The following is a 13,148-nucleotide window of genomic DNA, read 5'->3' as shown; positions in this document are numbered from 1 at the left end:
GCCGACCCCAACGGATCGGGTGATCCCGGACCGGGGAGGATGCGGGAAGTCGCAGGAAACCAAAAGAAAAGTGAGACCCCTTATACCCCGGGTTCTGTCGTTCCCGCGCGAACGCGGGAACGGATGGCCATCCATCTCGACCTGACGTCGCCGCCAGGCTCTAGCAGCCTACCCGATGGCACGGGCGAGCAGCCCTTACCGCCATCTGCTTGGCCTTGCTCCCGATGAGGCTTGCCATGCGGCTCACTGTTACCAGCGGCCCGGTGGTCTCTTACACCACCGTTTCACCCTTACCCGTCGTGGACGGGCGGTCTGTTCTCTGCTGCGCTATCTCTCAGGTCACCCTGGGCGGACGTTATCCGCCATCGTGCTCTGTGGAGCCCGGAAGTTCCTCAGTCACTCGCAATGAAGTCCGCGACCGCGGCCATCAAGAGGTCTCACAAGCGGACCATTATACATAGCCCACGGATAACACCCGATACCACCTGAGCCGGAGGCTCAGTCCAGCAGTTCGTGCGCGACCCGGCGCAGCGTTTCGGGATCGTGTCCCTTTCGCCCGCCGGCCGACCACAGGCGGCGCTGGCGCACCTGCCGCTCAAGCCCCTCGGTCCGGCGCGCCACCTGACGCCCGAGCTCCCATGCGGCATCCTCGAACACGCCCTGACGCTCGGCCTCGTCGGCCACGGAGGCGGCCATCGCGCGGTCGACGCCCTTGCGTGTGAGCTCCATGACTGTTCCACGCCGGCCCATCATGCGACCGGCGCAGCTACGCACCACCGATTCGGCGTAGTCGCGGTCGTCGAGCAGATGAAGCTCGGTCAGCCGGTCGATGACCTCGTCGACGACATCCGCGGCGTATCCCCTGTCGAGCAGCCTGCCACGCAGCGTACCGGACGACCGCGCCGCGGCGTCCAGCAATCGAAGGGCCGCCTCACGGCAGGCGTCGGCGTCGGCCGGATTCTCCACCTCGCCGGATCCCCTCCCCCAGCGGGAGAACCGCGGAGTGCGGGCGGCGAGGGAATCGCCGCCATCAGACGCCTCCCCATCGGAGTCATCGACGTCGGTTCTCTGACCGGGACGAGATTGGACGGGCCTCCCCACGAAACGCTCGCGGATGCCTTCGCCGCGCATGGAATCCCCGTACGTGTGGCGCCCGGCGTCCTCCTCCGGCGCGACGGGATGGCGCCGGAGGAACTCCTCGGCACTGATCATCGTCAGGCCTTGGCCCCGGACTTCGCGGACGGGGCGGACAACGAAGCCGAGACGGCGGAACCGGCCGCGGTCTTGCCTGATTTGGCACCGGTGTTGGCCGCGGTGGCGGACACGTCCTCGGTGTTGGCGTCCGCTTCGGAGGCGGCCTTGGTGGCATCGTCCTCGGCGAACTGGTCGGTGGGCTTGATGAGGCCGAACTTCTCCTTGACCTTGTTCTCGATCTCCTCGGTGACGGCCGGATTGTCCTTGAGGAACTGACGGACCTTCTCGCGGCCCTGCCCCAGCTGGTCCTCACCATAGGTGAACCAGGAACCGGACTTCTTGACGACGCCGACCTGGATGGCCATGTCGATCACGGAGCCCTCGCGGGAGATGCCCTCGCCGTAGAGCATGTCGAACTCGGCGGACTTGAACGGCGGGGCCATCTTGTTTTTGACGACCTTGACGCGCGTGCGGTTGCCGACGGCCTCCTCGCCGTTCTTGATGGTCTGGATGCGGCGGATGTCGAGACGCACCGACGAGTAGAACTTGAGCGCCTTGCCGCCGGTGGTGGTCTCGGGGCTGCCGAAGAACACGCCGATCTTCTCACGCAGCTGGTTGATGAAGATGGCGGTGGTGCCGGCCTGGGCGAGCGCGCCGGTCATCTTGCGCAGCGCCTGGCTCATGAGCCTGGCCTGCAGACCGACGTGGCTGTCGCCCATGTCGCCTTCGATCTCGGCTTTGGGCACGAGGGCCGCCACCGAGTCGATGACGATCACGTCGAGCGCGCCGGAGCGGATGAGCATGTCCGCGATCTCCAGCGCCTGCTCGCCGTTGTCCGGCTGGGAGACGATCAGCGAATCGGTGTCGACGCCGAGCTTGCGGGCGTACACCGGGTCGAGCGCGTGCTCGGCGTCGATGAACGCGGCCATGCCGCCGGCCTTCTGCGAGTTGGCGACCACATGCAGCGCCAACGTGGTCTTGCCGGAGGATTCCGGTCCGTAGATCTCGATGATGCGGCCCTTGGGCAGGCCACCGATACCGAGCGCCATGTCGAGGGCGAGGGATCCGGTGGGGATGACCTCGACGTTCTGCTCCGGACGGTCGCCCAGCCTCATCGCCGAGCCCTTGCCGAAGCTCTTCTCGACCTGCGCCAGCGCGGCGTCGAGCGCCGCCTTGCGGTTGGGGTCAGAATCGTGCCGCAGATCCTGCGGCTGCCCCTTCGTCTTCTCTGCTGCGGCGCTTGATTTCTGTGCCATGGTGTACTCCTTCGACGGTTGTGGCTGATGATCGCCCCTCACGCTACGCAACGCGTTTCACGCTTGGCAAGGCGCACCGGCCCATGTGGTCGAAGCCCCGCCGATGTGCACAACATTCACGGACGTGCCCATGGGCGTCCCGCACGAGTCCCGCACGAGTGGAGGGGAATCGACCACATCGATTCCGCATTGTCATATTCGCTGGAGACCACTATAGCCCACAGACGCGAACATTTGTTCGAATTTTCGTCAGGACACGCCGAAAGGCACCGAAAAGGCACAAGGAAAGACGGAAAAACGATGTTCCACCTCATCGTGCGGGCATCGGCGGCGCGTTGTGATCGCGCCCCCAACGCGCCGAATCGGGGATGCCCATCTGGTCGCACAGCACGTTCCAGACGACACGGGGCTCCTCCCCCGACTCCAGCGCCTCGACGACGGTCATGTTGTCCAGCGCGGTCAGCTCCTGATCGCGCGACAGCGCCCGCCCGTAGCTGCGGCCGAACACCTCTTCAAGCAACTGCCAGAATTCACGTTCCCTCACGGGCACATAAGTGTAGCCGGTGGCCGGCCTACGCCGCCACCGGCTACTTCTTCCGTCCGACTTCGTTACGCCTCGACCATGTCGAGGCGGTCGGCGACCATGCGCAGCAGCTGCGCGGTGCTGACGCCCAGCGCCTCGGCGATGGAGCTCAGCAGTTCGGAGCTGGCCTCCTTCTGCCCGCGCTCCACCTCGGAAAGGTATCCGAGCGAGACACCGGCCTTCTCGCTGACCTCGCGCAGGGTCTTGCGGTCGCGCGAACGCAGGTCGCGCAGCACGCGGCCGATGGCCTCGCGCAACGTCAGCTCGGTCGTATCGCGCGACTGCGGCTTGGCGGACTCGACGGCGGATGCGGACGCGGCGCGGGGAGCGCGCTCGACGTTCTCGGCCTCGTCCCACATGCGACGGCGGGCCTCCTCGGCCTCATCCTTCGCCTTCTTGGCGGCACGGGCCATGATCACCTGCTGCTGGGCGAACATGACAGCGCGACGCTGGGCCGGGGTCAGCTCGCGCATGCGCGCGGTGCCCGGACGCACCATCGAAGTGGTCTTGATGTCGTTCTGCTCCTCAATGCGAGTCATCGTGCTCATAACCCCATCCCTTTCGTACGATTCGTTTGCCTTCTATTACGACCAACAGCGAACGGGACCGGTTTTATTCCTGTGAAATGCCTGTGAGTATGCTCACGATTCGCAGGAGACTGCCGACGGTGCGCGTCCGCACCTGTTCGCGGGACCCGTCGAGCCTCAGTTCGACGGCCACGGTGAGGCGGCCGTCCCGGTCCTCGACGACGCCCTGCGAGCCCGGAATCTCCCTCATCGGAGCGAGCAGGTCGGGGATCGACGGGGCAGCCGGAACGGAGATGCCGGCGTAGACGAGACCGGCCGGCTTGTCGCCGTCAGGGCCGGGGCCGGCGACGCCGGTGGTCGACAGCCCCACGATCGCGCCGTCGTATTCCGGTTGCGCGTACAGGTGCGCGGTGGACGCGGCCATCTGCCGCGCGACCTCGGGATGGACCGCCCCCTCGCGCTCGAGCAGCGCCCTGTCGACGCCGAGGATCCTGGCCTTGGCCTTGATGTCATAGGTGACGGCGGATCCCAGAAAGACCTTGGAGGCCCCCGGCACGCGCACGAAGGCGTCGGCCAGAAGACCTCCGGTCAGTGATTCGGCGCAGGCGATCTTGAGCCCGCGCCGTTCGCACCACCGCAACAGCGCCGCGGCGAGCGTGTCAGGTTGCATGTTCGCTTCCTATTCCCCCTGCTTCTTCTTCGAGCCGACGAACGTGTTGTACAGGTACACGCCGCCGGAGTACAGGCACAGCACCAGCGCCACGTAAAGCAGCGCGTAGGTGAGGAAGTAATAGCCCTGCAGCCACGCGGGCATGGCCTGCCCGTCGTCGAAGACCCAGAACGGCAACAGCAGCAGGGACAGGCCGATGCACTGGAAGAGGGTCTTGAGCTTTCCGGGCCATGCGGCGGCGATGACCTTGCCGCCGGGGCGTTCCATCACGAAGAAGCGCATCACGGTGATGCCGATCTCGCGGATGAGGAACAGCGCCGTGGCCCACCACGGGAATTCGTCGAAGACGGAGGCGACGATCAGCGCGCCGCAGGTGAGCAGCTTGTCGGCGATCGGATCCATGAGCTTGCCGAGCTCGGTGACCTGATTGTACTTGCGTGCCATCCAGCCGTCGAGCTTGTCGGTGGACGCGGCGACGATGAAGATCACACCGGCGACCCAGCGCATCGTCGGGTTGTCCTCGCCCCACGGTCCGGCGGCGATGTACAGCCCGAGGAAGATCACCACCAGCACGATGCGGGAGTAGGTGACGAGGTTCGGCGGGGCGTTCCAGCCATCAAAAAGCGACGACTTCTTGTTTTCGATAGTCTGTTCGTCAGTCATGATTCCTCACACTACCCGCACTTATCTACACCTTCGCTGGACCCATGACGAACGGAAGGCGGGTGGATGCTGACGATACGCTGGGAATCCGCCCTCCACCACCGGCCGCTACTGCAACTGGGGCTGGCCCTGCTGGCCGGCGGCCGGGCCGGACGACTGCAGCGAACCGGTCTCGCCCCTGATGAAGGACAGCACCGCCGGCAGATCCTGCGGCTGGACGAGCACCTGACGGGCCTTCGAACCCTCGGAGGGACCGACAACGCCACGGGACTCCAGCAGGTCCATCAGACGGCCGGCCTTGGCGAAACCGACCCTGAGCTTGCGCTGGAGCATCGAGGTGGAACCGAACTGCGTGGTGACGACGAGTTCCGCCGCCTGCAGCAGCACGTCCATGTCGTCGCCGATCTCCTCGTCCGGCTCGAGCCCCTTCTTCTCCGCCTCCTGGGCCATCTGCTCGATGTCCTCGCGGTATTTCGGCTTGCGCTGCGTGCGCACGAACTCGACCGCCTTGCGGATCTCCGATTCGGAGACCCACGAGCCCTGCACGCGCCTCGGCTTGGCCTCGCCCATCGGCAGGAACAGCGCATCACCCTGTCCGATCAGGGTCTCGGCGCCGGTGGTGTCGAGGATGACCCTCGAATCGGTGGCGGACGACGTGGCGAACGCCAGTCGCGACGGGATGTTCGCCTTGATCAGGCCGGTGACCACGTCGACGGACGGGCGCTGCGTGGCGAGCACCAGATGCACGCCGGCCGCTCGCGCCAGCTGCGTGATGCGCTGGATGGAGCTTTCGACGTCGTTCTTGGCGACCATCATCAGGTCGGCCATCTCGTCGACGACGACGAGGATGTACGGGTACGGGGCGACCTTGCGCCCCGAGCCGGCCGGCGCATGCACCTTGCCGGCTCGCACGGCCTCGTTGAAGTCCTTGACGTGGCGGAACCCGAAATACTCGAGGTCGGAATAGCGCGCGTCCATCTCCTTGACCACCCATTCGAGGGCCTGCGCGGCCTTCTTCGGATCGGTGATGATCGGGGTGAGCAGATGCGGGATGCCCGCGTACGCCGACAGCTCGACGCGCTTGGGGTCGACCATGATCAGACGCACCTGATCGGGCGTGGCGCGCATGATGATCGAGGTGAGCATCGAGTTGATGAAGCTGGACTTGCCGGAGCCGGTGGCGCCGGCGACCAGCAGATGCGGCATCTTGGTCAGGTCGGCCGTGACGAACTTGCCCTCCACGTCCTTGCCCACGCCGGTGAGCATCGGGTTGGGGTCGCTCATCGCGCCGGACGAACGCAGCACATCGCCCAGATGCACGATCTCGCGGTCCTCGTTCGGGATCTCGATACCGATGGCGGACTTGCCGGGGATCGGCGAAAGGATGCGCACGTCGGAACTCGCTACCGCATAGGCGATGTTGCGCTGCAGATTGGTGACCTTCTCGACCTTGACGCCGGGCGCGAGCTCGACCTCGTACTGGGTGACGGACGGGCCGCGCAGGAACCCGACGACCTTCGCGTCGACCTTGAACTGCTGGAACGTCGACGTCAGTGCGCGGATCACACGGTCGTTGGCGGGGGTGCGGGCGGCGTGCGGCTGCCCCTTGACCAGCAGGTTCAGACTGGGCAGCTGGTACGGGGGCTCGACCGCGGGCATGTCTCCGTCGGAGGTCGGATCGAACACATCGTCATCGACGCCGACGCCGGCACCCGGTGCGGCCGCGTTCGGCGTGAGCTGGCGCTCGTCGGTGTCGGCGCCGTAAGCGCCGGACCCGGCTCCCATCGCGACGGTCGGCGTCGCGGATCGAGGATCGCCGGCCTCGGAGCCGGCCGCGACAGGCGCCCACGGGTCGACGCCCACGCCGCTCGGCACGGCGGACAGCGGCACGGAGGAAACCGGCACGGCCGACGTGGCGTCGTCCTGCGCGGCGGGATCATGCGGCTCATGCGCCGAAGCGGGCATCGCGTCGAACGACGTCGGGAACGACGGCATCGACGTCATCGGCACGGTGGCCGACGGCTCGACGACCGGCGTCTCCGCGGTCTGGCCATGATGACGCGCCGCGGTGACGAACGGGTCGTCGGCCTCGTAGCGGTCCAGCGAACGGTCCTCCTCGTCCTTCCTCCCGACGAATCGTCCGAACAGTCGCTGGAACAGGGACGGCCGGCGTTTGGCGGCATCGGGGTCCTCGCCCTCCTCGGTACCGTCATGCGTGGGCACGCCGTCGGCGAACCGGATCGTGTCGTCGTCGACGCGCACCTCGCTAGGGGAACGGCCGTCCGCGCCATCGCCGTCCACATCGGCCCGCTCGCCGCGGATCCTCGCGACGGCGCCTTTGGCGAGACCCGGCAGATCGGTGACGTGCACGCCGGCGATGAGCATGATCGAGAACAGCGCGACGACGACGAACACGACGATCGCGAACGCCTTCGACAGGCCCACCTCGAGCGGCATGCCGAGCGCGTAGCCGACCAGGCCGCCGGCGTCGCGCAGCTGCTCCCAGTCGAACCCGTTCACGCCGGCGGCGCGCGCAACGTCGATGATCGAGCAGATGGACCACAGCAGCAGCCCCCAGCCGGTCATCACACGCGGGTTGTTCGATCCGCTGCCGGAATTGCGCATCAGCCTGATCGCGGTGAGGAACAGCAGCACCGGCAGCACGACGCTCATCATGCCAAGCACGCCGGCGGCGATCGAATGCAGGAACACGCCGAACGGACCGGAGACACGGAACCATTCGGAGGCGCAGAACAGCACCGCCAGTACGATCAGGATGAAGCACAGCCCGTCACGCCGGTAGGCGGGGTCGTACTCCCCCACGCCGGATATCGAACGGACCGCCGCGCCAAGCGCGCGCGGGACGGCGAGCAGTATCTTCTTCCACACCGGTTCCTCGAACTCGCCGGCGGAATCGCCTTTCGCGCCGGTTCTCCCCGTGCCTGCATCGGATCGTGTCTTTGCCATAACGTTACCAATCTACCGAACCGGCAGTATCCGGATCCCGGTCTTCACCCAATCGTCGCGAACTCTTCCCGTGCGCGATGGTCTACCATATTGGTATGACTCCAGCGGAACGTGCGAGCGCAGTCGCATTTGCACTCAGGAACTGCGCGTTGGAAGCGATGACCCCGGGCGAGGCGACGATGCGCGCCGCGGCCGGCCATGAGTCGGGCGACGTCGACGTGGCCCGGCTGATCGACGTGGCGGACGGCGAGGGGACGCCGGCCTCGGGCGTGTTCGCCCGCACCGTGCTGCTCGCCGAACGCGGATGGGAGCCGAGCGGCGATCTGCGTGAACTCGTCGCGATCCACAGGGGGCTGTTCGAGGGCGTGTTCGACGACGCGGGGCTGCTGCGCACGACGGATACGACGCGCAAGGAGACCGAAGACCCGCGGCGCGCGGATGACCCGGAGGCGTTCTTCCCCGCCGCGCTCATCGAGACCGGTGCGGCGAACATCGCCTCCGAACTGGCCGAGAAACGCAATCTTCAGGTGATGGACCGACCCAGGTTCGTAGCCGAGTTCTCGCGTATCTATGACGAGCTCGGCTACCTGCACCCGTTCCGCGGCGGCAACGCGATGACGCTGCGCATCTTCGGCTCCCGTCTCGCGCACGACGCCGGATGGGATCTCGACTGGGGATCGGTCACACGCGACGAGTACAAGCACGCCAAGCGCGCGGCGTACATGGCCGACACCTCCGCCTTCGAGCGGATGTTCGCGAGGATCATCCGGCCCGCGAACCCGACGCGCGTGTTCCTGATCGCCGGGTTCGAGCAGGGGCCGGCGCACTGACGTTTCGCTCGCTTCGCCCGCGCCGCCCGCCCCGGCCCCAGGCACTTCAGGCACTTCAGACGATGTCGCCCAGATGGTGCTGCGTGTATTCGTCGGCGCGGGCGTCGATGGCGTCGTAGTCGCCGGCGTCGGCATGGACGATGATCGCCATCGCGTTGTCCACCAGACGCGGGTTCAGGGCCTCGAGCCAGTGGATGCGCGGGTCCCGGCCGAACCAGCCCATCTGCTTGCGGGCGAGACGCCGGGTCTTCTGCGCGATGTCGATCCACGCATCGTCGTCCTCGTCCCACATGCCATCGAGCAGGTCGATCATCTGCTGGTAGCCCAGGGCCCGGCCCGCGGTGAACCCCAGATGGGGGCGCAGGCGGCGCACCTCCTCGAGGAAGCCCTGTTCGCGCATCCGCGCGGTGCGGATCTCGATGCGCCGGTCAAGCTCCCTGCGGTCCAGATCGAGGCCGATCTGCACCGAGGGGATCACGTAGCGGTAGCGCGGCAGGCTCGCCGAATACGGCCTGCCGGTCAGCTCGATGACCTCGAGCGCACGGATCGTGCGGCGAGGGTTGCGCGGGTCCATGCGTGCGGCGGCCTCGGGGTCCTTGGCCTTGAGCTCGGCGAACAGCGCGCCGGCGCCTTCGGTCCTCTCGCGCTCCTCGAGACGCTCCCTGACCGCCGGATCGGTGCCGGGGAAGCTGATGTCGTCGATCGCCGCCCGCGCGTACAGGCCCGATCCGCCGACCAGGATCGGGCGGACGCCGCGCGACTTGAGGTCGGCGATCGTCTCGCGGGCGATCCTCTGGAACTTCGCGACGGTCATCGTCTCGTCTGGGTCGATGATGTCGATCAGATGATGGGGCACGGCCGCCTGCTCCTCGGGGGTGGGCTTGGCGGTGCCGATGTCCATGCCGCGGTACATCTGGTAGGCGTCGGCGTTGACGATCTCGGCCCGCTCCCCCTGTTCGGCGAGGCGTTTGGCGATGGCGATGCCGAGACCGGTCTTGCCGGAGGCGGTGGGGCCGACGATGGAGACGACGCGGGGTTCGGTGACGGCGCTCTCAGTGACGGACATGATAGGTCTGGCCTGCCTTCGGATCGGGGTCGGCGAGCAGGTTGTGCCGGCCCGCATGGGTGACGGTGACGGTGACGAAATCGCCGATCTGCGGAATGGGCTCGCCCTCGGGCACGCGGATGTGCACGAGCACGCCGGTCTTCTCACGGCCGGTGACGCGATGTGTGTCGGAGTCCTTCTTGCCCTGCATGCCGGTGATCATGACCTCGACGTCACGCCCCTCGAACGTGGCGAGGTTCTCCTCGGTGATCTGCTCCTGCAACGCGACCAGACGGTCGAATCGGTCCTGGACCACGTCGTGCGGGATCTGCGGCATCGAGGCGGCCGGCGTGCCGGGACGCGGCGAGTAGATGAACATGAACGCTGAGGAGAACCGCGCCTCACGCACCACGTCCAGCGTGGCCTGAAAGTCCTCCTCGGTCTCCCCGGGGAATCCGACGATGACGTCGGTGGAGATCTGCGCGTCCGGCATGGCGGCGCGGATGCGGCCGAGGATATCCATGAACTTGGCGGATCGGTAGGAGCGGCGCATCGCCCTCAAGATCCGGTCGGAGCCGGACTGCAGCGGGAAGTGCAGCTGGTGCATGACGTTCGGGGTCTCGGCCATGGCGGCGATCACATCGTCGGTGAACGCGGCCGGATGCGGCGAGGTGAAGCGCACGCGTTCGAGGCCGTCGATCGTGCCGCAGGCGCGCAGCAGCTTGCTGAACGCGTAGCGGTCGCCCATGCCGTAGCCGAACGAGTTGACGTTCTGGCCGAGCAGCGTGACCTCCTTGGCGCCGTTGGCCACGCATGCGCGGATCTCGTCGAGGATGTCGCCGGGACGGCGATCCTTCTCCTTGCCGCGCGTGGTGGGCACGATGCAGAACGTGCAGGTGTTGTTGCATCCCACCGAGATCGCGACCCATGCGCTCACACGCGAGGCGCGGGCGGCGGGCAGCTCGCTGGGCAGCAGGTCGAGCTTGTCGGCGACCTCCACCTGCGCCTTGCCGGTGATGCGGTTCTGGTCGAGGAGCTTGGGCAGCACGTCGATGTTCTTCGTGCCGAAGACGGCGGACACCCACGGCGCCTTGTCCGCGATCTTCCTGCGGTCGATCTGCGCCATGCATCCGCCGACGGCGATCTGCAGGTTCGGGCGGTGGAGCTTGATGCGGTTGTATCGGCCCACGGTGCCGTACATCTTCTCGGTGGCGTTCTCGCGCACCGCGCAGGTGTTGAGCACGATCAGGTCGAGATCGTTGGACAGCACCTGCTCCTCGGTGGCCGGCACGTAGCCGTCGGCCTCGAGCACGCCGGCGATGCGCTCGGAGTCGTGCACGTTCATCTGGCATCCGAGCGTGTGGATGTGGAACACGCCCTTGCCGCGCCGTCCGGCGAGCCCCTCGGCTTCGGCGGAACCGGCCTGAATCGAGGCGCGCTCCGCCTCGGTCATCATGTCTTCATTCATAGCGGCTCATTCTATGAGACGGTCGGGTCATGCGAAGATTCCTTGTATTCCCCGCAAACGTTCAGCTCGGACGCGGGCCGAACGGTATATTGGTGTGCGTGATACTTGACCGTCATTCCAGATTGAGCAGCGCTGATCTGAAGGCCCGACTCAAGGGCCTCAATCTTTCGGACGCCACGTTCGACGCCGAGCAGATCACCGAATTCGTCGACATCATGCAGGTGTATGAGGGCGCCATGTACGAGATCTCCACGAAGCTGGAGATCCTCGACAACGAGTTCCAGGTCCGGTTCAGCCATGACCCGATCCATCACATGGAACGCCGGCTGAAGTCGGTGAACTCGATCATCGGCAAGCTCGAACGCAAGGGCCTGCCGCTGGCCGTGAACTCGATCAAGGACAACCTGTTCGACGTGGCCGGCATCCGCGTGATCTGCAACTACCGCGACGACGTGTATTCGGTGTCGAACTACCTGTCGGCGCAGTCGGATATCCAGGTGCTGCGCGTCAAGGACTACATCAAGAACCCGAAGCAGAACGGCTACCGTTCACTGCATGTGATCTACGCGGTTCCGGTGTTCCTCTCCTCCGGCGCGCACTACACGCCCGTGGAGGTGCAGTTCCGCACCATCGCGATGGACTACTGGGCAAGCCTCGAGCACGCGCTGCGCTACAAGACGGATCTGCCGGACGCCAAGCTGAGCGAGCACTCGCAGACGCTGCTCGACTGCGCGCGCTCGCTGCAGAACATCGAGGTGCAGATGCAGAACATCCACCGCGACATCAACGGCGCGCCGCAGGTCGAGGAGACCCCGAAGACGACGAGCTGAGCCGAACCGCAGTCCGACGGTTCGACGACTTAACGGCGTGGCTTGGCGGCTCAACTGCGGCTCAGCCACGCCGGCAGTTTCGCCGGCGTCTGGGCCAGCAGGGTGCCCGCGAAGATGAGGGCGCATCCGAGGTATCCGCGCGGGGTCATCACCTCGCCGAGGAAGATCGCGCCGCCGACCACCGAGAAGAACGATTCCAGACTCATCAGCAGGCTGGCTCGGGTCGGCGGCACCCACTGCTGCCCCACCGCCTGCAACGTATAGGCGACACCCACCGATCCGACGCCCGCGTAGACGATGGGCGGCCACGCGGCGGCAGCTCCGGACCAGTCGATGGACCCCTCGATGCCCGAGCCGATCCAGCTCAGGACCGCCGTGGTGCAGAACTGGACGAACGAAAGCGTGATCGCGTCGACGCGGGCGCCGAGTTCGTCGATGACGAGGATGTGCGTGGCGAACAGCACCGCCGTGAACACCAGCAGGAGATCGGCGATGCCCAACGAACCGAAGCCATCGGTCACGCACAGGAAATAGAAGCCGACGACCGCGAGAAGAACCGCGACACCGACGAGCGCGCCGATGCGACGGCGCAGGAACACGAAGGCGAGCAACGGCACCATCACGATGTACAGGGCGGTGAGGAACCCGGCGCGTCCGGCCGATTTGCCGTACAGGATGCCGTACTGCTGCAGGGTGCTCGCGGTGAACAGCACGACGCCGCAGATCACACCGACGACGAGCGGATTGGCGAGGAGGCCCTTGACTGCGGTTCCGGTGGCTGCGGTTCCGGTCCCGCCGGTCGTGGCCGCATCGACGGCGGTCTCTTCGGTTCCGCTCCGTCCGCCATGCCTGCGACGCAGCACGAGCATCACCGGCAGCAGCGAGACGGCGCCGAGGCTGAACCGCGTGGCGTTGAAGAACAGCGGCGTGACGGCGTCCATGCCCTGCACCTGCGCGACGAACGCGAACCCCCAGATCAGCGCGCACACCGTCAGGCATGTCATTCCCACGATTTCCTGTCTTCTCATAGCGTTCCAACGTAGCGCCGTCACGTTGCGGATATGAAAAGGCCCGACCACATGGTGATCGGGCCTTCGCCGTCCGGTGACGGCCGT

The 13,148-nt window shown here is 66.5% G+C and carries 12 protein-coding genes and 1 other RNA gene; 2 read left to right on the top strand and 11 right to left on the bottom strand.

Annotated features, from left to right (window positions below; genetic code table 11):
* Positions 1 to 67 precede the first annotated feature (67 nt).
* The 8 genes from rnpB to CSQ85_RS00765 form a co-directional block, all read right to left on the bottom strand.
* An RNA gene (gene rnpB / locus CSQ85_RS00800) (RNase P RNA component class A) lies at positions 68 to 440 on the bottom strand.
* Positions 441 to 498: 58 nt separating this feature from the next.
* A complete protein-coding gene (locus tag CSQ85_RS00795; protein ID WP_150382440.1) occupies positions 499 to 1,212 on the bottom strand; it encodes a regulatory protein RecX in 714 nt (237 codons plus the stop codon).
* 2 nt (positions 1,213 to 1,214) lie between these two features.
* A complete protein-coding gene (recA, locus tag CSQ85_RS00790; RefSeq protein ID WP_190972815.1) occupies positions 1,215 to 2,450 on the bottom strand; it encodes a recombinase RecA in 1,236 nt (411 codons plus the stop codon).
* Positions 2,451 to 2,760: 310 nt separating this feature from the next.
* Positions 2,761 to 2,994, bottom strand: coding sequence for a DUF3046 domain-containing protein (locus tag CSQ85_RS00785; RefSeq protein ID WP_107042058.1), 234 nt, complete (start codon positions 2,992 to 2,994; stop codon positions 2,761 to 2,763).
* Between the two features lie 65 nt (positions 2,995 to 3,059).
* On the bottom strand, positions 3,060 to 3,581 hold the full coding sequence (locus CSQ85_RS00780) for a helix-turn-helix domain-containing protein (protein WP_150382439.1): 522 nt from the start codon (positions 3,579 to 3,581) through the stop codon (positions 3,060 to 3,062).
* Positions 3,582 to 3,645: 64 nt separating this feature from the next.
* A complete protein-coding gene (locus tag CSQ85_RS00775) occupies positions 3,646 to 4,230 on the bottom strand; it encodes a CinA family protein (protein ID WP_150382438.1) in 585 nt (194 codons plus the stop codon).
* Between the two features lie 9 nt (positions 4,231 to 4,239).
* Entirely contained in the window at positions 4,240 to 4,893 is a 654-nt protein-coding gene (gene pgsA / locus CSQ85_RS00770; RefSeq protein ID WP_190972814.1) for a CDP-diacylglycerol--glycerol-3-phosphate 3-phosphatidyltransferase, read from the bottom strand.
* Positions 4,894 to 5,001: 108 nt separating this feature from the next.
* A complete protein-coding gene (locus CSQ85_RS00765) occupies positions 5,002 to 7,860 on the bottom strand; it encodes a DNA translocase FtsK (RefSeq protein WP_150382436.1) in 2,859 nt (952 codons plus the stop codon).
* A gap of 95 nt (positions 7,861 to 7,955) precedes the next feature.
* Here CSQ85_RS00765 and CSQ85_RS00760 point away from each other — a divergent pair, with 95 nt between their 5' ends.
* Positions 7,956 to 8,690: a Fic/DOC family protein gene (locus CSQ85_RS00760; RefSeq protein WP_150382435.1), complete on the top strand. Its 735-nt coding sequence runs from the start codon at positions 7,956 to 7,958 to the stop codon at positions 8,688 to 8,690.
* A gap of 55 nt (positions 8,691 to 8,745) precedes the next feature.
* Here the strand turns inward: CSQ85_RS00760 and miaA are convergent, their stop codons facing one another.
* Complete coding sequence (miaA, locus tag CSQ85_RS00755) at positions 8,746 to 9,756, bottom strand: tRNA (adenosine(37)-N6)-dimethylallyltransferase MiaA (protein WP_150382434.1); 1,011 nt, start codon at positions 9,754 to 9,756, stop codon at positions 8,746 to 8,748.
* Positions 9,743 to 11,203 carry a tRNA (N6-isopentenyl adenosine(37)-C2)-methylthiotransferase MiaB gene (gene miaB / locus CSQ85_RS00750; protein ID WP_190972813.1) on the bottom strand — a complete coding sequence of 487 codons (1,461 nt, stop codon included), beginning with the start codon at positions 11,201 to 11,203 and terminating at the stop codon, positions 9,743 to 9,745. The genes miaA and miaB overlap by 14 nt, the downstream gene beginning before the upstream one ends.
* A gap of 29 nt (positions 11,204 to 11,232) precedes the next feature.
* Between miaB and CSQ85_RS00745 the strand changes: the two genes are divergently transcribed.
* Positions 11,233 to 12,033, top strand: a complete 801-nt coding sequence (locus CSQ85_RS00745; RefSeq protein ID WP_223846745.1) for a GTP pyrophosphokinase — start codon at positions 11,233 to 11,235, stop codon at positions 12,031 to 12,033.
* A 50-nt stretch (positions 12,034 to 12,083) separates the two neighbouring features.
* Here the strand turns inward: CSQ85_RS00745 and CSQ85_RS00740 are convergent, their stop codons facing one another.
* On the bottom strand, positions 12,084 to 13,037 hold the full coding sequence (locus tag CSQ85_RS00740; protein ID WP_190972812.1) for a DMT family transporter: 954 nt from the start codon (positions 13,035 to 13,037) through the stop codon (positions 12,084 to 12,086).
* Positions 13,038 to 13,148: the final 111 nt, after the last annotated feature.

The organism is Bifidobacterium rousetti, assembly GCF_008698235.1.
GTDB classification, from domain to species: Bacteria; Actinomycetota; Actinomycetes; order Actinomycetales; family Bifidobacteriaceae; genus Bifidobacterium; species Bifidobacterium rousetti.
This window is presented reverse-complemented; position numbering and strand designations above follow the sequence as displayed.

What these genes read in the sequence shown, in the direction of transcription:
- CSQ85_RS00795 (WP_150382440.1), bottom strand. Translation starts at nt 1,212, where the DNA reads ATGATCAGTGCCGAGGAGTTCCTCCGGCGCCATCCCGTCGCGCCGGAG.
- recA (WP_190972815.1), bottom strand. Translation starts at nt 2,450, where the DNA reads ATGGCACAGAAATCAAGCGCCGCAGCAGAGAAGACGAAGGGGCAGCCG.
- CSQ85_RS00780 (WP_150382439.1), bottom strand. Translation starts at nt 3,581, where the DNA reads ATGAGCACGATGACTCGCATTGAGGAGCAGAACGACATCAAGACCACT.
- CSQ85_RS00775 (WP_150382438.1), bottom strand. Translation starts at nt 4,230, where the DNA reads ATGCAACCTGACACGCTCGCCGCGGCGCTGTTGCGGTGGTGCGAACGG.
- pgsA (WP_190972814.1), bottom strand. Translation starts at nt 4,893, where the DNA reads ATGACTGACGAACAGACTATCGAAAACAAGAAGTCGTCGCTTTTTGAT.
- CSQ85_RS00765 (WP_150382436.1), bottom strand. Translation starts at nt 7,860, where the DNA reads ATGGCAAAGACACGATCCGATGCAGGCACGGGGAGAACCGGCGCGAAA.
- CSQ85_RS00760 (WP_150382435.1), top strand. Translation starts at nt 7,956, where the DNA reads ATGACTCCAGCGGAACGTGCGAGCGCAGTCGCATTTGCACTCAGGAAC.
- miaA (WP_150382434.1), bottom strand. Translation starts at nt 9,756, where the DNA reads ATGTCCGTCACTGAGAGCGCCGTCACCGAACCCCGCGTCGTCTCCATC.
- miaB (WP_190972813.1), bottom strand. Translation starts at nt 11,203, where the DNA reads ATGAATGAAGACATGATGACCGAGGCGGAGCGCGCCTCGATTCAGGCC.
- CSQ85_RS00745 (WP_223846745.1), top strand. Translation starts at nt 11,233, where the DNA reads ATGCGAAGATTCCTTGTATTCCCCGCAAACGTTCAGCTCGGACGCGGG.
- CSQ85_RS00740 (WP_190972812.1), bottom strand. Translation starts at nt 13,037, where the DNA reads ATGACATGCCTGACGGTGTGCGCGCTGATCTGGGGGTTCGCGTTCGTC.